At 59.6% G+C, this 18,234-nt stretch carries 14 protein-coding genes and 1 pseudogene; 12 read left to right on the top strand and 3 right to left on the bottom strand.

The features are described from left to right. Positions 1-493 precede the first annotated feature (493 nt). Both YUA_RS0116465 and YUA_RS0116470 read right to left on the bottom strand, forming a co-directional pair. Complete coding sequence (locus YUA_RS0116465) at positions 494-1,546, bottom strand: hypothetical protein (protein ID WP_027531702.1); 1,053 nt, start codon at positions 1,544-1,546, stop codon at positions 494-496. 332 nt (positions 1,547-1,878) lie between these two features. Continuing rightward, entirely contained in the window at positions 1,879-2,898 is a 1,020-nt protein-coding gene (locus tag YUA_RS0116470) for a hypothetical protein (RefSeq protein WP_027531703.1), read from the bottom strand. 449 nt (positions 2,899-3,347) lie between these two features. Between YUA_RS0116470 and YUA_RS0116480 the strand changes: the two genes are divergently transcribed. The 4 genes from YUA_RS0116480 (at position 3,348) to YUA_RS0116495 (ending at position 7,626) form a co-directional block, all read left to right on the top strand. Continuing rightward, positions 3,348-3,887: a VOC family protein gene (locus tag YUA_RS0116480; RefSeq protein WP_027531704.1), complete on the top strand. Its 540-nt coding sequence runs from the start codon at positions 3,348-3,350 to the stop codon at positions 3,885-3,887. A gap of 176 nt (positions 3,888-4,063) precedes the next feature. Beyond that, positions 4,064-5,671 carry an NAD(P)/FAD-dependent oxidoreductase gene (locus YUA_RS0116485; protein ID WP_027531705.1) on the top strand — a complete coding sequence of 536 codons (1,608 nt, stop codon included), beginning with the start codon at positions 4,064-4,066 and terminating at the stop codon, positions 5,669-5,671. Between the two features lie 180 nt (positions 5,672-5,851). After that, a complete protein-coding gene (locus YUA_RS46885; protein WP_051383205.1) occupies positions 5,852-6,685 on the top strand; it encodes an NAD(P)-dependent oxidoreductase in 834 nt (277 codons plus the stop codon). 47 nt (positions 6,686-6,732) lie between these two features. Continuing rightward, positions 6,733-7,626 carry an alpha/beta hydrolase gene (locus tag YUA_RS0116495; RefSeq protein ID WP_156947142.1) on the top strand — a complete coding sequence of 298 codons (894 nt, stop codon included), beginning with the start codon at positions 6,733-6,735 and terminating at the stop codon, positions 7,624-7,626. Between the two features lie 196 nt (positions 7,627-7,822). Here the strand turns inward: YUA_RS0116495 and YUA_RS0116500 are convergent, their stop codons facing one another. Continuing rightward, entirely contained in the window at positions 7,823-8,824 is a 1,002-nt protein-coding gene (locus tag YUA_RS0116500) for a 4,5-dihydroxyphthalate decarboxylase (protein ID WP_027531707.1), read from the bottom strand. 583 nt (positions 8,825-9,407) lie between these two features. Here YUA_RS0116500 and YUA_RS0116505 point away from each other — a divergent pair. From YUA_RS0116505 to YUA_RS0116550, 8 genes and pseudogenes are all read left to right on the top strand, one after another. Next, positions 9,408-10,265 carry a fumarylacetoacetate hydrolase family protein gene (locus tag YUA_RS0116505; protein ID WP_027531708.1) on the top strand — a complete coding sequence of 286 codons (858 nt, stop codon included), beginning with the start codon at positions 9,408-9,410 and terminating at the stop codon, positions 10,263-10,265. Positions 10,266-10,440: 175 nt separating this feature from the next. Continuing rightward, positions 10,441-10,857, top strand: a pseudogene (locus YUA_RS52560) (hypothetical protein); the annotation flags it as partial. After that, on the top strand, positions 10,854-11,564 hold the full coding sequence (locus tag YUA_RS44110) for a class II aldolase/adducin family protein (protein ID WP_035971093.1): 711 nt from the start codon (positions 10,854-10,856) through the stop codon (positions 11,562-11,564). The pseudogene YUA_RS52560 and the gene YUA_RS44110, both read left to right, overlap by 4 nt. A 127-nt stretch (positions 11,565-11,691) precedes the next feature. After that, positions 11,692-12,738 (top strand): LysR family transcriptional regulator, encoded by a 1,047-nt coding sequence (locus tag YUA_RS0116530; protein WP_084292634.1) that lies wholly within the window; start codon positions 11,692-11,694, stop codon positions 12,736-12,738. A gap of 223 nt (positions 12,739-12,961) precedes the next feature. Next, on the top strand, positions 12,962-14,425 hold the full coding sequence (locus YUA_RS0116535; RefSeq protein ID WP_027531712.1) for an aldehyde dehydrogenase family protein: 1,464 nt from the start codon (positions 12,962-12,964) through the stop codon (positions 14,423-14,425). A 48-nt stretch (positions 14,426-14,473) separates the two neighbouring features. Beyond that, positions 14,474-15,529, top strand: coding sequence for a gentisate 1,2-dioxygenase (gene gtdA / locus YUA_RS0116540; protein WP_035971094.1), 1,056 nt, complete (start codon positions 14,474-14,476; stop codon positions 15,527-15,529). Positions 15,530-15,690: 161 nt separating this feature from the next. Continuing rightward, entirely contained in the window at positions 15,691-16,908 is a 1,218-nt protein-coding gene (locus YUA_RS0116545) for a CaiB/BaiF CoA-transferase family protein (protein WP_027531714.1), read from the top strand. Further along, positions 16,908-17,840, top strand: coding sequence for a hydroxymethylglutaryl-CoA lyase (locus YUA_RS0116550; RefSeq protein ID WP_027531715.1), 933 nt, complete (start codon positions 16,908-16,910; stop codon positions 17,838-17,840). The genes YUA_RS0116545 and YUA_RS0116550 overlap by 1 nt, the downstream gene beginning before the upstream one ends. Positions 17,841-18,234: the final 394 nt, after the last annotated feature.

Consider the following 18,234-nt stretch of genomic DNA (forward strand, 5'->3'; position numbering starts at 1 on the left):
AAAAGAATCTCTGTCTATTCAGAAAAGGCGTGAAGCTTCGTATCCCCGAATCCAGAATAGAAGATCACGTCGCCAATTGCGGCTCGTTCATATCCGGCTTGAGCAGTTAACGCCACGTCCACTGCGACGCCGTCCGGCGAGGAGGCTTGTTGCAGCTTGCAAACCCTTTCGGCGAAGTCGTTCAGGCGTCGTGGTCGATCGCGAACAATCTGTCTTCGCTTTGATGCATGCGGGCAATGAGGATACACTCGTCAAAGCCCGCCAATTGCCGCTGAAAGGAACGAAATCGTGGTACGCCGAAAAGGCGGGAAGACTTGGATAGCCAAAATCAATACCGCGGTCGAATAGCTTGCTCGCCGGCTCATCAAGAGTCCGCCCACAATCACCTGGCTGAAGCCCGGTTCGCGCTGACAAGCTCCGGGCTCCGTATGCAACACCTCGATATCTAGAGACAGCTAGAGCCAGACGACAATTGAGACGTCTGGCCCTAGCGCTAGAATTTTACGGTTATGCCGGAATAGAGCGAGTTTTCTGTGCAGGTATGATTGTTGACACCATTAGTGTAGCACAAAAAGTTGGCCGGGTTGCTGTCGTCGAGACCGAACTTGTTTTTCCAGTATCTGTAGGCGACCCAGACGTCGACAAAGTGCGAATATTTCTCTCCCCAGATGGCCTTGCTGGCGTCGAACGTTAGCCGTATCGGCTCACTCTCTATCTGGACTGTCGTGTTGAATGACGCGGGAACCGAGTACGGACCCGGTCCGCCCGTTCCGCCCGGCCCATAGAAACCAGCGCGACCACTGATTGCAAAGTATTGGAGCTCGGCAGGAAGGAAACCGAGGTCCATATAATAATTGATTTCCAGTGCCCAAGACGGATGATAGTTGAGCTCGCCATCGGGAAGACCGGTCAGCCCGGGTGGCACAAACTGAGATCCGGTCTGAAGATATCCGTCGTGGGTCCACTCCTGATAAATAAGTGGAGCCACGTTCACATAGCCCTTATAGGGCAATGCAAACTGAAATTGCAGGCCCGCTAAGAGTTTCCTCGTATCAGAGGCATAATATGAATTTTCCGTGCCAACGTCCGCGCCCACTTCAAATGAGATATTATTCAGAGGACCGAGATTGAACGCCTTGGTGTCGAAAATCTGGTTCCAGCCAAAGGTGCTTCGCGCGACGGCGTAAAATTCTGTTCGGCCGGCGCACCCAGTGGGGATAGCCAGCACAGGAGTGCAAGGTACGGCTGGATCGCTGTGGCTGGACTTGGAATAACCGAGATTGATGAAGTTGGTCCCGTAAGCCCACGCGTCAAAGTGCGTGAATGCAACCGTTTGTCTCGAGGTAAGATTCGTGACCCCAGGAAATGTCCCCGTGAATAAGTAGGCGTACGTCAATCGGTTGTCGTTGACCAAAAAGAACGGAAGTTCGGGAGGAGGCGAGGTCTTTTTTACCGGCTTGGCCGGCACATCGGCCGCATAAACAGAACCTGCAATTGATGCGGTAAACACCGCGGCAAGCACCAGCGAGCTGCGCTTCATCGAAATATCCCCCCTGGAAAGGCATTTTGTGAGCAGCACCACTAGCGCGGATGAAGAGGCCCGGACCAAAGCCGTTTCGCTTTGCCGTCAGATCGTCCGGCGATGCCCGCATATGGCGGCCACATGTTCAGGGATATTCGAACCGGCTCACGGAATCGGGCAGGAGAAGGATGTCTTCGAAGCCGCTCACCGAGAGCTATTCGCTTCTGTGAGCCATTGGCGTCTTCGGCCGCCAAGCTTTCTTTGCTTGAGTCTCAACCGGGCGAGTCTGCTTCCCGTCGGTCGGTAGGGCGACTTTGAAGTCGTCCAAAGGACAAGATCTCGCTCTCACCTGAGGTTCAATCGGCCAAGGCAATTTCTCGATGGAGTTCGAGAAGATCGCCGATCGTTTCGGGTGGCCGACGCCCAAATCCGCATTCGGTCGCTACCCCAAACTCCGTTCTGACCTGTCTTGCGGCGTTGAGACGGCGCTTTGCGCCTTCAATGCCGTCCGAGCGATGGATCAGTCCGAGATACAACTCCGCCGTTGCAGGAAGATCAAGCGCACGCAGCGGAGCGAAGTAGGACGCATCGTCCCGGTTTGCGGGGACCGGCATATGAACCCAGTGGATGGGGTGCGAGAGACCGTTGACCAGAGCGTTGGTGAACTCGACCATAAGGCCCATATCCTTCGGGTCGACGAAATGCTTTTCATCGCCTGGATCACCGTAGCAAAGATGAAACCCAAGCTCGACTTCGGGAGGTATGTCCGCGCTCACGCGCACGATCGAGTCGACCAGTCGGTCCATCGGTAGCGCCTTGGCAAGCTCTGCATTCTCCAGAATGTACCAGAATTCGACCGCGACATCGAATTGAAGTGCGAGCTCAGTCGAGGGAATGTGGCTCACAATCTGCGAGATCTCTTCGCACAAGCGCATCTCATAGGCTGGCCACGCGACAGGTAGAGAATCGAGCTCGCAGAAGGAGGAGATTACCGCGATGGGCGTCGGCAAGCTGACCTGGAAGCGCGTTTCCGGCGCAATGTTGCCGGCAGCTTTCGCAGTTCGGAAGTCGCGATAAGACGTCAGCGCGGCTTCGGCGTAGCCCAAGGCGCCGAACTGGACCTCTCCGGTCGCGCGAAAGACGGGAAACTTGAAGCCGCCTTCGATTTCTCGTATCGCGGCCACTTCGAGACCCCTGGTTTTGGCAAGGACGTCTGTTTGCCACAATATCCAGTTCCTGCGCACGCCCGTCTCGCCGTCGGGGATCCGCTTGATCCGCGCCCCCAGTGTGGTTCCGATCAGGTCGAACACAGCCGAAGCAGACTCGAGAGGAACGCTCCCAACAAGAGCGATCGGTCTTCCTGTCTTCTTAGCCAACCCAGCCTCCTTTGAACGGTGTCACGCGAGACCCGATTTCTGAGCCAGGCCGGTGCGCTGGAGCTTACCCCTGGGGCCCTTCTGGATCTTTGTCAAAATAACGATTTTGCGTGACATCTTTCAACTCCAGACGACCACCAATGCGACCGGGCACTGAACCATCTCCATCGCTCGGCTGCATCTGTTCTTCCTCAATGAATGCGAACCCCTCGCTCACGCCATGCCGGTATCGGACCCACAATGTCTCGCAGTTGCCCCTCCTAGGCCTAGGATCTGGACGCTGAAATCCCACAATCTCCGCCATACCGCTCAAGCATTTTCGGTCTGCCCTCGAACAGTTTTTGTTCTTCGAAAGGGGAAGAGGGGGCCGGTAATAGTGCCGACGATATCGGCGCCGTACTGGGATTGTCGATAATAAGGCTTCAGCAACATTACAGGAGAGGGTCGCAATGCGTTCCAAGGAAATGACGGCTGTTGACGTGGCTGCATCTGCTCCACCGAAGATTGAGCGCTTCGCCCATGTCAGCTTGCCTTGCCGGGATCTCAAAGAAGGCGTGGCGTTCTACGCCGATGTTTTCGGTGGGCAGCTTCGGGTCATGACGGAGATCTTCGCCGGTTTCGTGATCGGCGAAGTGAATATTGGTCTTGGCACGGAAGGCGTATCGTTCCCCCAAGGTGGGGCGGAGTACCCTCATATCGCCTTTTACATCGCTGCGTCGGAAGTTCAGCCGTGGCGGCAATGGCTGTCTCAATGGGACATTCCGATAACGAAAATGTGGACCCGCCTCGGCAAGGAGGCGCTGATGTTCCTGCGCGATCCGTCTGGGAACGTCATCGAAATGTTCTGCCGCGAGGGGTTCGAGGGCGCGGAAAGCCTCGCCCGCGGGACAGCGCGTGGCGGCGGGATCGCGGTGGATCTGGATACGCTGCGCTATGACACGTGGAAGCGGCCACCCGAGCGCTCGCGGACCATTGTCTGGAGTACATGAACGCCTCCGGCTGCGGCGCGTGGCGAACCGTCAGAGTCGGCGCGCACCGCGCCTGCGACGCCAGGAGGGCGTTGCGGGCTCGCAGGCCTTCGAATTTGAACGCAGGCGGTAAGGCTCGTAGACTGACGAGCATAGCGCGGATCGCCTGAGAGACTATTACAGAGCGGGAGTGGAGTATGGTGCGAGAATTCGACGGCATCGTAGTTGGCGGTGGTCACAACGGGCTCATCTGCGCCTCATATTTGGCCAAGGCCGGCTGGAAGATGGCCGTCGTCGAGCGCAATCAGGTAATGGGCGGCGGCTGCTCCACCGAGGAGATCGCTGCGCCTGGTTACCGGCACAATACGCACAGCTGTTACCACTTCATCGGCGAAGGTCCCGTGCTGGATGATCTCCAGCTGCACAAGTACGGTCTGTCCTACATCTATCCCGAGGTCCAGCACGCGCAGATCTTTCGCGATGGGAAAGCTGTAACCATTCATCGTGACTTCGAACGGACCGTGCAATCGATAGCGCGGTTCTCGCGTGCGGACGCAGAGCGCTATCGCGAGGTATATCATCGTTTCGGGCACAAGATGGGTCCTCTCATGACCCAGTTCATGTACTCTGATCCTCTTTCTCCAGCTGAGCTTGCCGATCGGTTCTCCGGGCCGGACAGCGATGAGCTGTTCTCCTACGCGCCGCTCACACTGCATCAGGCGGTCGAGCGGAACTTCGAGAATGAATATGTCCGCATGTTCTTCAATTGCATTTTGCACGCGGTGGCTGTGGAGAATATTCCGGGCGTCGGATTGCTCTTTCCCCGACTACTGACCCGCCTGAACAAGCTGGGCCTTCCCGTTAACGGCGCCGTTTCAGTTTCTTTGGCTCTGGAGCGGTTGTTGGAAGAGCATGGCGCGACGTTGATCCGCGGGCGACATGTCAGCGCCATCACGTCCGACTCGGAAGGTGTAACCGGCGTTCGGCTGGATAATGGCGACATTCTTTCATCGCGCCTGGTCGCGAGCTCGATTGACGCCCCCCAGACGATTCGCATCGCAGGTGAGGAGAACTTTCCGGGCAAGGTCGTCGAAGGTCTTCGGAACTATGAATGGTGCGCGCACAGCTTGGTAACCTTGCACGTCGCCTTGAACGAGCCCCCCCGCTATGAAGCGGCGGAGAAATTCGATCCCGACGTAGCGCGCGCTTGGGACACGGTGTTCGGGGCGGATACCACTGCGGAGATCGACAGGGTCTTCGATGAGGTGCATGAAGGCAAGCTGCCGACGCGACTGGCAGGAAACAGCTGTTGTTCCTCCAAGTTCGATCCGTCACTGGCCCCGGCGGGAAAGCACGTGGCCTTCTGGTGGCCCTGGGCACCTTATGAACTGGATGGTGACCCTGCGAATTGGGATGTCCGCGAGGATGAAATCTCCGAGACCATGCTTTCGCAATGGCGCGAGTTCGCTCCGAACATGAATGAGAAGAATGTCGTCGCGAAAGCGATATTCTCACCGGTCGATATCGAGCGACATTGCATCAACATGGTACGTGGGAGCCACCACTCGGGTGCCTACACGCCGACGCAGCTTGGCGCCAATCGCCCGATCCCTGAACTTGGCCATTACGGTACGCCCCTGAAGGGGCTCTACCTCTGCGGTGCGAGCAGCCATGCGGGCGGGGCGGTGACGGGTAGTCCAGGGTACAATGCGGTCCGGCGGATTGCGCAGGATTATGACGTCAAGAAGTGGTGGAAGCCCGTGCCTCGACCAGCTTGGCCTCCAAGGTCGGGCGAGCATGGCTAATGCTTCGAGGAGGCCGCGTCTCGTGCCGGACGAAGTCCTCTTCGTTTAGGACAAGCTTTTTCAAGGAGGACCGGGAGCGTCCGATCCTCTCGCAATCGAACTATGGCGAGCAGTGCTGGTCGCGAGCCGGCTGTCGTTAGCACGGCGTCCCGTCGCAGCCGCTCATGAACCTGGCCGGACATGATCAAAGGAGCAGCGCAGGTGGTTATGGAGACAGTGGGGGTCGTCGGTCTCGGAAAGATGGGCTTGCCCATAGCCGCGCATATCAAAAAAGCGGGCTTCAAGGTGCTCGGCTACGACGTGGTCGACGCCGCTCGCCAGGCCGGTTCGGCGGAGGGCATCACGATCTCCGATGATTTGTCAAAGCTTGCCCGCGAGTCGGATCTCGTCATCATCTTCGTGGCTTACGACAGCCAGGTGGAGGAGGTATTGTTCACCTCCGGCGGGCTCGTTGACCATGCGCGGCCGACCACTATCTTCGCGGTCGGTTCTACTATTGCGCCCAGCGCGATGCTGTCCTTCGCAAAGCGCTTGGCCGCGGCAGGGTTCGTCGCCATCGATATCCCCAATTGCCGAGGCGAGGCGGCAGCCAAGGCGGGCACGTTGCTCATTACCGGTGGGGGAGAGGAAGAAGCATTCGAGCGTTGTCGCCCGGTGCTCGAGGCGTTTTCAGACTCGATTCACCGCTTGGGTCCCGCCGGCGCGGGGCAGGTGGGCAAGATGATCAACAACCTCACTATGTGGGCCTGCATTTCGATCAACGCAGAGGCGGCGAAGCTCGCCTCCCTCTACGATATGGACCTTCTCTCGCTGCGCAGCATGTTACTCGAGAGCAGCGCCCAGAATTGGGCGCTGCGAAATGTCGAGGCGAGCCTACCCCTTCCGTGGGCCGAGAAGGACATGATGATGGTACTCGACGAAGCCGACAAGCTTCGGCTCAGCGTGCCGCTCAGTGGCGTGATCAAGGAAGTGATCAAGGCGGTGAAGATCGAGCGCGGGGACCAGCGCGCGTGAGTGTAGATCTTTCCGGGTGTACTGAATTGCGCGAGGACGAGGTTGAGATGCCCAAGGGCCCGGTGATCTGGGGTGAGTACGATCAGGCTGGTCTGGATCGCGCCTATGATCAGATGGCCTGGGCACCCAACTTCAAACAGCTTCACGCGCGGCGGCTCGCTCTGGCCGCCGCCGCCCGCGATCGCCTCGGGACGCCGTTGCGGGCCAGTTATGGCCCGGGTCCGATCGAGGGGATCGACATCCATCGATCGAAGGCGACCACGGCTCCGGTAATCGTTTTCGTGCATGGAGGGGGCTGGATGAACGGCAGTGCGACTGATTATGCGCACTATGCCGAAGTCGCGACGCAGGCTGGCGCCCACTACGCCATTCCTGACTTCGCCAGCGTCGCGGACACGGGCGGCGATCTCACGGTGCTGGTCCGTCAGGTGCAGGCTGCCATCGCGTGGCTATATCACCATGCCGGCGACTTTGGTGGCGATCGCGAGCGATTTTACCTGTGTGGTCACTCGTCAGGTGCGCACCTTGCGAGCTCAGCGCTTGTTGCTGGATGGGATGACTTCCCGGGTATATCGGCGGAAATCGTCAAGGGAAGCGTCCTTTGCTCGGGAATGTACGACCTCGCGCCAGTGCGTCATACGAACCGGTCGCGGCAGGTCGACTTCTCCGACGCGGTCATAGACGGCCTCAGCGCCGTTCGTCATGTGGATCACCTGTCGAGCCCCGTCACCCTGCTTTACGGCACGGCGGAGTCGCCTGAGTTCCAGCGTCAGTCGCAGCATTTCGCGGAGCTGATCCGGATGGCGGGCAAGTCCGTCTCGTTGCGGGCCGCGCCGCATTACAATCACTTTGAGATGACCGACAGCTTCGCCCATCCCTACGAGGCGGCGGGTCGAGCGCTGCTTGAGATGGTCGGCCTTGCTCCCGGCGGTGCGCTATAAAGCTCGCGGCATCATCATGCGGCGGCCAGTCCCGTTGCACTTTGCGACTTCGGCAAGTCAGGGCAGGGCTTTGCTGCCACGCGATCCCGGCAGGCAGTCCTGAACGCCGACGATCCTGGCCCATCGGGGCGGTCGCTCTGGTAGGCTGCACCGCTTCCCGCCAACTGGGTGCGAAGGGGTGTGGCCTGCCGCAAGATCAGGTGTCGAGCAGGTCGGGGTGGAAGATCTCGTCGAAGCATATCAACCTCTTGGACAGGCCCTGCTCATAGTGATGACGCAGGAAGGTATCTATGACCTTACGATTGGCGCCGATGCCATAAGGCCACCAGTCGTCCGGAAATATCTTGCTGTTCTCTTCGAAAAGCTTCCCAAACCAGGGAACCATGGACACATTCTGCTGATCGACGCGGCCGGAGCGGTACTGCCCAATTGCCGAGTCTTTCGATCGTAGATAGGCGTTGTAAATCGCCTGCGTGAGCGCGGGATGCGCGTCCAGCACCTCCTTTCGCACAGCGAGGAGGTGCATAATCGGGAAGATCCGCGTCCGTTTATAATATTGGCTTTCAACGATGTCATAGTCGGGAAAAAGCCGGTCAACCTTTGGCGAGCCGCGGACATAGCATTGCGGGACGTGCGCTGAAATCAGCGCGTCGATTTCGCCTGCTTCGAGCATGTCGGAAAGGGTCCGTCCTTCCGGCGCCGGTCGGATGTCGACATTTTCGGGATGGATTTGCGGAATGAAGTCGAAGGGCTTCATCGGATGGTTGGGGCCGCCGATCACCCAGCGACACTGATCTGGCGTCACCCCGTAATCATCTGCGAGGGCACCCTTCGCCCAGACGCCGGCGTCATGGCCGAAGGCGCCGAGTTCGCCGATCGTCTTGCCGGCTAGATCCTGCGGGCCTCGGATACCGCTTGCCTTGTTGATGAAGACTGACGCATGACGGAATTTGCGGGCCGGAAAGACGGGCAATGCGATGATCGGGGAATTGCCCTGCTCGAACAGCCTTACAAAGAAGCTAAAGCCGAACTCGGCGATGTCATAGGCCTTCTGCTTCAGCATCTTGTCAAAAACGTCCGATACGATTGCACCGGATTCGAAGCTGCATTCCGCTCCCTCGACGCCGATGTCCCCGTCGAACAAGGCACGGGTGTGATCGTATCGCTGACCGCCGATCCGCAGCTTGATGGTGCTCATCGTTAACCTTTCATCCTTGTAACAGACGCGGGAATCGACCTCAGCCGCCCGTCGCGCCGGTTCGATCGCGAACCTCGGTTCCTGGAATTTGCCCAAAAGCCGCAGGCCATGGGCTAGTCGTATCGTCCGGTATCCTCGCGGGCACTCCGGTCCGGAGTAGATGAAGAACGAGGGCATAGCCGTGCGATCGGTCCGCAACCATCGGGGGTGTCTGCTTGTCGCAAGGTTGCCAAGGTGTGTTGATTTCTCTCCCCGGGCCACTTGTCTCCTTAGACCGTTGATGATGAGCGAGCTAAAGCCATTTCGGGTTAGCGTCAGACTGGGTCTGCATGGGCTCACTGAGCAAGCCGTGGCTACGAGCCTTTGGGGCAGCCTGGATCGATATGGCCTCAGTCTCAGACGGTATGAGCTGCCCTCACATCCCTCGTAATAGGCTGACCAGCGTCAATGGCTGAGCAGAGCACCGGCTAGAGTTCTGGTCTTGCTCAGGCGCTCTGTCTTTTGTGCCGGTTGACAGGGAGAAATCGGCGAGCCGACGCGTTTCGGTTTGAGCAATCATAATGAAGCGAGCAGAACCTAGGCAATGTGGTTGTGTCAGTTCAATGAAAGAGGTTTCGGGCTCGTCGAGGGGAACGAGATCGTCGACCTGACTCACTTGCTGGAAGAGCTGCCGGCTACGGGCTATCCCTATCCAACTCACGATACCATGATCGCGGCCTTGCCCGACCTTCTGCCTCGCATCGCCGATGCGAAGATGGGGCCGCGCCTGCCACTCGCATCAGTTCGCTTGCAGGCTCCGGTTCGCAACCCGGGCAAATTTGTCGCGGCGCCGGTCAACTATGCCAAGCACCATGAAGAGACGATCGCCGATCCTGCAACGTTTGCGCGCGAGCACGTCCGCAAGATACAGGAAACGGGACTTTTCCTCAAAGCAACGAGCTCGAGCAGCGGTCCGTCCGATCCGATCCGGACGCGCTTTCCGGACCGGCGCACCGACCATGAGATCGAGCTTGCGGCGGTGATTGGTCGCGCCGGCAGCAATATAGCGGCCGCCGATGCCTTGTCCTATATCGCGGGGTATTGCATTGGTCTGGACATCACAGTTCGCGGGCCTGAGGAACGCAGTCTTCGAAAATCCATCGACAGCTACAGCGTGCTGGGCCCTTGGCTGGTAACCGCAGACGAAATTCCAGACCCTTCGGGGTTGAACTTCGAGCTAAGCGTCAATGGCGAGATCCGCCAGAAGGCCAATACGAGCGACTTGATCATGTCGGTGCCTGAGCTCATCGAGTTCGCGTCGCGCTACTACACGCTTCATCCCGGGGATGTGCTGTTTACAGGCACACCGGAGGGCGTAGGGCCGATCCAGCCAGGTGACAAGGTCCATGCGAATATCGAGCGGATTGGTTCAATCTCTATTTCCGTCGATTCGTCGGAGTGATGATGGACCCGTCAACGGTGGGATTACTACAGACCAAAAGAACCGCCCTGGCGAAAAGATGGAGTGGTGCAGCAGAGGAGATGAGCGTGAACTTTCAGCGGAACGCCTGGTATGTTTGTGCGCAACCGAATGAGGTCGTTCGCCAAGCGGTACGTCGGGCCATTCTCGACAAGCTGGTTTTGCTCGCTGGCGACCGGGCCAGGTGATGACTTTCGAGTTGAGGACCGTGCCTCTGGACGGCGCGCGCGAGCATGTCGGGGTTCTCCGCTTCTGCAAAATAGCCACCCCGGAAACAGCCGGCTCAGCACAGTATTTCATGTCAATAACGCGCGATTTCGCGCCGGACCCAACGGTCGACGGCGCCTTCTCCGCCCGGCGGTTGGACGTGGTCCGCTCGGACGACAGCCCGATGCAGGAGGCCGTCGACCGGGAGATGAAAGGACGAGACCTGCTTACGATGCCGTCCGTTATCCTGCCGACGGATGCCGGCGCTCTCGCGGTGCGAGGGGTCACAAGCCGTCTGATTAGGCCAGCCGAAACCAGTCCGGAACTGCTCTGTCCGATCTCGCGTCATAGGTCGTGCACTGAATGACGCTCGACCAATCGACTCAGGAGATTGTCGATGCCAGTCATATTCTGGCGGCTGAAGATATCCTAGACGCATTCGGCCACGTCAGCCGACGCAGCCCCACGCGGAGCGATCGATTTCTGATGTCGAGGTCGCTGGCGCCTGCACTCGTCACAACGGACGACATCGTCGAGCTGGATTTTGACGGAACATGCGTGAGCGATCCTTCGGCTCGCGTTTTCCTCGAGCGCTTTATCCATAGCGAGATTTACCGCTCTCGACCGGATGTCGCGGCAATCGTTCATAGCCACGCGCTCTCGGTCATTCCTTTCACGGTCCTCGACGCGGCTCCTGTGCGACCGGTCTTTCACATGTGCGGTTTCCTCCATGGCGCACCGGCCCCCTTCGACCTCGCCGACCATGCCGGGCCAGCCAGCGACCTCCTGGTTCGAGACCCCCGCCTGGGGGCGGCCTTGGCAGACCACCTCGGCGCGGCTGCTATTGTCCTGATGCGAGGCCATGGCTTCACGGCTGTGGGCGATGGCGTGGCCCAGGCCACCTATCGCGCGATCTATGCGGCCAAGAACTGCACTGTTCAGTCGGCAGCTATGGCCATGGGGACGCCCCTTTATTTGACGGGTCCTGAAGCAGAAGCCTGCGACAGGGCAGTTACTTCCCAGCTCGATCGAGCCTGGGATCTCTGGCGCAAAGCGCTTGGCCGCGAGAAGTAAGCCGCGCGCCAGCTTGTTCCCATTTGAGAATGACGTAAAGTCGGCGTTTGTCCTCCCTCACGCACGGGAGTAAAAGATATGCAAGCGAACCAGGCAACACTGGTCACATTGATGGAGAGGACGTCCCGTGAAACTGCGCCAGCTCGATTGTTTCATTCATGTCTGTGACGTTGGCAGCATAACTGGAGCCGCGCGAGACTTGAACATCGCTCAACCGGCGCTGGGCCTTCAGATCCGCGGCCTCGAACATGAGTTCGGTGCAACTCTTTTGGTCCGCAGCTTCCGTGGCGTGACCTTGACCCCTGCCGGGGAGGAGGTTCTGCGCTGGGCTCGTTCGATACGAGAGCAGACCGAAGAAGTGCGTCAGCGATTGTCGGAAATGGCTGGTGCAGACCCCACGACATTCACGATTGCCCTGACACCAAGTCTGACGAACCTGATCTCGGGCGATCTCGTCGAGCGGGTGCGCGCACGTTTTCCGGACATGCGCCTCAGGATTGCGGAAGGCATGAGCTATTCCATTGCGCAGTGGGTTGACGACCGATCTGTCGATATCGCGATCGCCTCGGGGCCATTCGAAACCGAACAAGTCGAATATACTCCCGTAGTTTCGGAGCGCCTGTTCTACATCTGCAAGAATGAAGGTGTGGAAGGACCGATCAAACTGAGTGATGTGCTGCAACGTCCGCTTGCACTTCCGGCGCAATTTCACTCGGTTCGCAGCAAGCTTGAAGAAGCGGCGGCGACGATCGGAATTCCCGTGCAGGCCAGTCTTGAGACCGCATCCGTTTACGCTGCGCTTGATCTTGCCTCGCGAGGCATCGCGGGATCGGTTGGGCCCTATGCATCGATTGCCGAGCGCTGGTCGGGGAATCTCACGGTGCGGCCGATAGTCGAGCCCATCGTCGAACGCACCTTGTACATCATGCGGCCGACCAGCCGGCGGATCGGTGCCGCCGAGCAGCGCTTGCTCCAAATTCTCCGCAACATGCTCCATTCCATCACAGCCGAGGAGAGCGCCGGGGCCGGATACCGACTTCTGACCAACAAGGAAGAGCCCGGGCGCGAGCCGGCCTCTCTCGCTGCGGCTCGGAAAAGCTCGGGCGGCTTCTCGTCCTACGCCGTGCGGCGATCGCCGCAACGGCAGATGGCAAGGTCTCGCGCTGCTCCCTAAAAATGGGCAGCGGCATTCCCCACCGATGCCGCACCCCGATCCGACGAGCACGAGTTCTGCTGAGGATCATTCCGACAATGTCTGACGACAAATCGAAACGGCTTTAGCGCGCCGGCTACGTGCGAGCTACAGAATGGAGGAGCAAAACAGAGAGGGGAGAGGACATGGTGGCGTTTCGATCGATCGAGGATTTGAGTCAGGCTGGTGCGTTCGGAGTTTCGCTATGAGCCAAGCGGAAATCGTCGTCCCCACGCAAAAAGGCCTGTTCTTTGGTGGTCGTTGGCAGACGCCGGCCGAGGCCAAGCCGGTTGAGATCCGCAGCCCGGCGACCGGCGCGCTTCTGACCAGTATCGTCGAGGCGTCCGAACGGGACGTGGATGCGATTGTTGCGTCGGCACGCAAGGGGTACGCGATCTGGCGCGACGTCCACCCATTTGAGCGGGCAAAGATCCTTCGCGAGATGGCGGCCATCGTTCGCGCTAACATAGAGGAACTAGCGCTTCTCGAGGCGATCGACTGCGGAAATCCGGTGGATGAGTTGCGGCGTGACGTGGAGATGTCCGCCTGGCTGCTCGACTTCTTTGCGGGTCTGGTCACCGAAATGAAGGGATCGTCGGTGCCGGCCGGCCCGAACGGACTCAGTTTCTCTGTTCGCGAGCCCTATGGGGTGGTGCTCCGGATCGCACCCTTCAATCATCCCTTCATCTTCAGCATTGGCCGCACCGCCGCGCCTCTTGCTGCGGGCAATTCAATCATCGTCAAACCGCCCGAGCAGGCCCCGCTATCGGCGCTGCGCACGACCGAACTGGTTGGCCATCTGTTTCCGCCGGGCGTCCTTAATATGATACCGGGAGATCGCCATCTGGGCGCCGCGCTCACCGCACATCGCGACGTCGCGCTAGTCGCTGTGACAGGGAGCGTGCCCACCGGAAAGGCGGTGATGCGCAGTGCGGCGGACAGCCTCAAGAGAGTTCTTCTCGAACTCGGCGGCAAGAATGCACTCGTCGCCATGCCTGATTGTGATCCGGAAGCCGTCGCGTCCGCGATGGTACGGGGCATGAACTACACGTGGTGCGGCCAGTCCTGCGGCTCCACAAGTCGGGCGTTCGTCCATGCCGACATCTATGACGCCGTGATTGAGCGACTGCCGGCGCATGCGGCACGGTACAAACCCGGTGTCCCCACTGATCCCGGCACGACGATGGGCAGTCTTGTGAGCCAGGCCCAACTCGACAAGTCGCTGGCCTATATCGAGGGGGCAAAGGCCGAGGGAGCCCGGCTTGTCTGCGGCGGAAGCCGGCCAGTCCATGACGGTCTTGACAAGGGATTCTTCCTTGAGCCGACAATCTTTGCCGATGTCACGATGGATATGAAGGTCGCGCGGGAGGAGATCTTTGGACCTGTCATGTCCGTGCTGAGATGGACTGACGAGGATGAGATGATGCGGCAGGTCAACCAGGTCGAATATGGGCTGACCTTTTCAATTTACACGCGCGACATCGTCAAGGCGCACCGTCTCGCGGCGCGCGCCGAAGCTGGGTATTGCTGGGTAAACGAGGTCTCCCGACACATCGTCGGCTCTCCGTTCGGAGGATTCAAGCAATCCGGCATAGGCCGCGAAGAATGTCTCGATGAACTTCTCTCCTATACCCAGGAGAAGAACATTTTTGTCAATCTCGGGATCTGAGTTGTGCGGTACGAAGAACAACATCGTGCGAGGACGTGAGGTGCGTTGATGGAAGGGCCGTTGGCAAATGATCGGCAGGTCGCGTTCGAGGCGCTTTACGCCGACATGGAGCAGGAGCATCTTTATCCGCTCTGGAAGGCGCTGGGCACAATGGTCACTCCCGTCCCGCGCGGGGGCGGCACGGGAGTGAAATGGCGCTTCTCCGATATCCGTCGCCATCTCATGCGCGCCGGTGACCTGATCAGCGCCGAAGAGGCCGAGCGACGTGTCTTGATCCTGGAGAATCCGCAGTTACCAGGCAGCCGGGGGATCACCACCAGTCTGTACGCCGGCCTTCAACTGATTCTTCCTGGTGAGGTAGCACCTTGCCATCGGCACAGCCAGTCAGCGTTGCGCTTCGTTCTGGAAGGGGAGGGGGCTTTCACCGCGGTCGACGGCGAAAAGGCCTTCATGCACGAGTTCGATCTTATCCTGACGCCCGGCTGGCAATGGCACGATCATGCCAATCCGTCGTCCAGGCCCATGATCTGGCTCGACGGCCTGGATGTCCAGACGGTCAAGACATTCGACGCGAGCTTTGCCGAAAAAATGGGAGAGGCCTCGCATCCCGAGACGGTGCCAACCGGCGATAACGTGCTGCGCTATGGCCGAAATCTTCGTCCAATGCGCGGGACGAGTGCCGAGCGCCGGCCCCGTGCTCTGCCGTTGTTCTACTACCCCTATGCGCAATGGCGTGAGAGCTTGGACCGTTTGGCGCGGAGCGACGAGCCGGACCCGCATTTCGGCTTTGCTCTGGAATTCACGAATCCAGCAGATGGTGGCTCCATTATGCCCACCATGTCGGCCCACGTGCGGCTGATGCCGCGAGGTTTTGCTGCCGCGCCGCGCCGCGCCAGCGATGCGACGGTGTTCGTCGTTGTTGAGGGCCACGGGAGCGCGCGCGTCGGTGATATGGAGCTCACTCTCTCCGGGAGCGACATATTCGTAGTGCCGGCCTGGCATCGTCTGACCCTGACGGCGAACAGTGATCTTGTGCTCTTCGGCTATTCGGATCGGGCTGCTCAAGAGAAGCTAGGCCTATTCCGCGAGGCGCGCGGTGACTGAGCGCTGCGCGTCATCATTCCTCCGCTCGGTCTGATGCGAAGGTCATTGCCACGATCCGAGGCCATCCGCATAGCGAAACGCTCGTTCGCGAAGGGGAAATGGACCTTAATCGCAGGTGCTTTTGTGCATTCGGCAATGCCAGATGTCGCGGGGAACCGTCGTTGAAAAATGCTGCAATTCTAGACGGGGTCCGGATCCTCGAAATCGGGCATTTTGTGGCAGCCCCCTTCTGTACGCGGCTCCTCGGCGATCTCGGTGCGGACGTTATCAAAATCGAACCGATGGCGGGTGATCCGGTACGGCAATGGGGAGAGGCGGTCGACGGGCATTCATTATGGTGGTCCATGCATGGCCGCAACAAGCGCAGTATGACCCTGGACCTCAAGTTGGACAAGGGACGAGCCATCGCGCTCGATCTTGTTTCTCATTGCGATGCGGTTGTCGAGAACTTCAGACCCGGGCAACTCGCGCGCCTGGGACTAGGACCGAACGTGCTGCGCAAAGCGAAGCCTGATCTCGTGATCGCCCATATCTCGGGCTATGGCCAAACCGGTCCGGATCGCGATCGAGCGGCATTTGGCCTGATCGGAGAGGCCGTTGGAGGTTTGCGCTATCTCACCAATCACCCGCCTGGTACGACCGACCTCCCACCCGTCAGGGTAGGGGTCAGCATCGGAGACTCGATCGCTGGTCTCTATGCCGCATTCGGCGTGATGAGCGCGCTATGGCAACGTGACCGACGCGATGGCGACGGGCAGGGGCGCACAATCGATGTCGCACTCAGCGAGAGCATTTTGAGCATGATGGAGGGCATGCTTCCGGAATATGGAGCGTTGGGAAAGATCAAGCAGCCGACCGGCGGTCGTATCGCGACCGCAGCTCCTACCAACGCCTATATGACTCGTGACGGATTGTGGGTCTTGATTGGAGCCAATTCGGAGCCCCTGTTTGCCAAGCTCGCGCGGTTGATGAAACGCGAGGATCTGGTGGAGGCGCGCGACTATCAGGGCAACCGGGCTCGCGTCCGCAATGCCGCGACGCTTGATGCGATTATCGGTGAATGGACGCGACGACATGATGCCATGGATCTGATCGCGCTGCTTGACAGTGCGGACATCCCCAACAGTAAAGCCTATACCGCCGAGGATTGCGTCAAGGACCGTCAATATCGCGCGCGCGGCATGGTGCGAGAAGTCAGCGATCCTCTTTTTGCCAAACCGGTGCTCCAGGCCGGTGTGGTTCCTCACATCGCAGAGACGCCCGGCGAGGTGCGTTGGGCAGGTCCCCGTATCGGTGAACATAATGAGGAGATACTTGGGGGCCTGCTCGGCCTGACTAGGAGCGAGATAGCGCAGCTGCGAGTTGAAGGAGTGATATAATGCAGGCGGGCGTCGAAATCGTCGAGGTGGGTCCACGCGACGGCTTCCAGGCGATCACAACGATCATCCCCACCGATCGGAAGATCGAACTCGTTCAGGCGCTCTACTGCGCCGGGGTGCGACGCATCGAGGCGACATCCTTTGTCAGCCCTTCGGCCTTGCCGCAGCTTGCGGACGCGGCCGAGATCGTGAGGGCAGCGAATGCGTTGGACGGACTCGATGCGCAGGTGCTCGTGCCTACGCTCCGGCATGCCGAGCGCGCTCTGGCGGCGGGAGCGAAGCATCTCGCCTTCGTTCTCTCTGTGAGCGAGCGGCACAACCGCGGCAATGTTCGTCGATCGCCGGAAGAGTCAGCGGGACAATATGCCGAGATCGCGCTTCTTGCGCCCGCCAATGTCAAACTGCGCGTCAACGTGGCCACCGCATTCGACTGTCCGCACGATGGCTTCGTCCGGGACGATGCGACCTTGGCCTTGCTCAACCGCGTTGCCGTTGCCTCGCCCCGAGCGGAGATCGCGCTGTGCGATACCTCTGGGCGCGCTGGTCCCGCCCATGTCAGCCGCTTGTTCAATGCCGCCATGGCGCGCTTTCCCGAGGTCGAGCGATGGGCCTTCCACGCACATGACACCTATGGGATGGCTGCGGCCAATGTGCTCGGCGCTTGGAACGCTAACGTACGTGTCTTCGACGGAGCGGTTGCGGGACTTGGCGGTTGTCCGTTCGCACCGGGAGCCACCGGCAATGTCGCAACCGAAGATCTCATCTGGATGTTTGAAGGCATGGATGTGGGTACGGGCATCGATCTTGATGCGCTGGTTCGGGTTGCGAGAGATGTTACATTGCTGCCCGGTGCTCAGACCGGCGGCCGCGTGCGTGACGCGCTCGGCGCACGGATGCGCATCCGACCGGGGCGCCCGCCCGCGCCGATCTGAAGATTCACTTCCAGCCCCTCGAGCAGCTCCGCGGCGACCTTAGCGGGTATGAATGCGCCTCCTTCCTTGACCCCGCCGGAGATCGCGTGAGGCTGCACACTGCCGCTAGCGCGAGAAGCCAGAGATCACTGCAGCCATCGCTATTCTGCCCCGCAGATAGTGCGGGTAGCAGTTGACACGCGGGATGGCAACCACTGCCTGAACGAGGTCTGCTTTGCGGCTCACTCTACCGGGACTGAGCCGGCTGTGCAGGCGGGAGTCCTGCATCATACCGGCCTGAGGATCGTGCAGGATTGTAGGAGTCAAATACGACACGCTTCACTTGAGTAGCTGTCAAGCTCTGCGTGACGGCAGGCTTTCGCCTTACATTTTCAGACTTGAGATGAGTTTGGGT

Origin of the sequence: Bradyrhizobium sp. WSM3983 (assembly GCF_000473045.1) — a bacterium.
GTDB lineage: Bacteria > Pseudomonadota > Alphaproteobacteria > Rhizobiales > Xanthobacteraceae > Bradyrhizobium.

Coding starts and splice junctions, on each gene's coding strand:
- YUA_RS46885 (WP_051383205.1), top strand. CDS start 5,852: ATGATCAAAGGAGCAGCGCAGGTGGTTATGGAGACAGTGGGGGTCGTC.
- YUA_RS0116505 (WP_027531708.1), top strand. CDS start 9,408: ATGTGGTTGTGTCAGTTCAATGAAAGAGGTTTCGGGCTCGTCGAGGGG.
- YUA_RS0116535 (WP_027531712.1), top strand. CDS start 12,962: ATGAGCCAAGCGGAAATCGTCGTCCCCACGCAAAAAGGCCTGTTCTTT.
- YUA_RS0116495 (WP_156947142.1), top strand. CDS start 6,733: ATGCCCAAGGGCCCGGTGATCTGGGGTGAGTACGATCAGGCTGGTCTG.
- YUA_RS0116485 (WP_027531705.1), top strand. CDS start 4,064: ATGGTGCGAGAATTCGACGGCATCGTAGTTGGCGGTGGTCACAACGGG.
- gtdA (WP_035971094.1), top strand. CDS start 14,474: ATGGAAGGGCCGTTGGCAAATGATCGGCAGGTCGCGTTCGAGGCGCTT.
- YUA_RS0116500 (WP_027531707.1), bottom strand. CDS start 8,824: ATGAGCACCATCAAGCTGCGGATCGGCGGTCAGCGATACGATCACACC.
- YUA_RS44110 (WP_035971093.1), top strand. CDS start 10,854: ATGACGCTCGACCAATCGACTCAGGAGATTGTCGATGCCAGTCATATT.
- YUA_RS0116480 (WP_027531704.1), top strand. CDS start 3,348: ATGCGTTCCAAGGAAATGACGGCTGTTGACGTGGCTGCATCTGCTCCA.
- YUA_RS0116550 (WP_027531715.1), top strand. CDS start 16,908: ATGCAGGCGGGCGTCGAAATCGTCGAGGTGGGTCCACGCGACGGCTTC.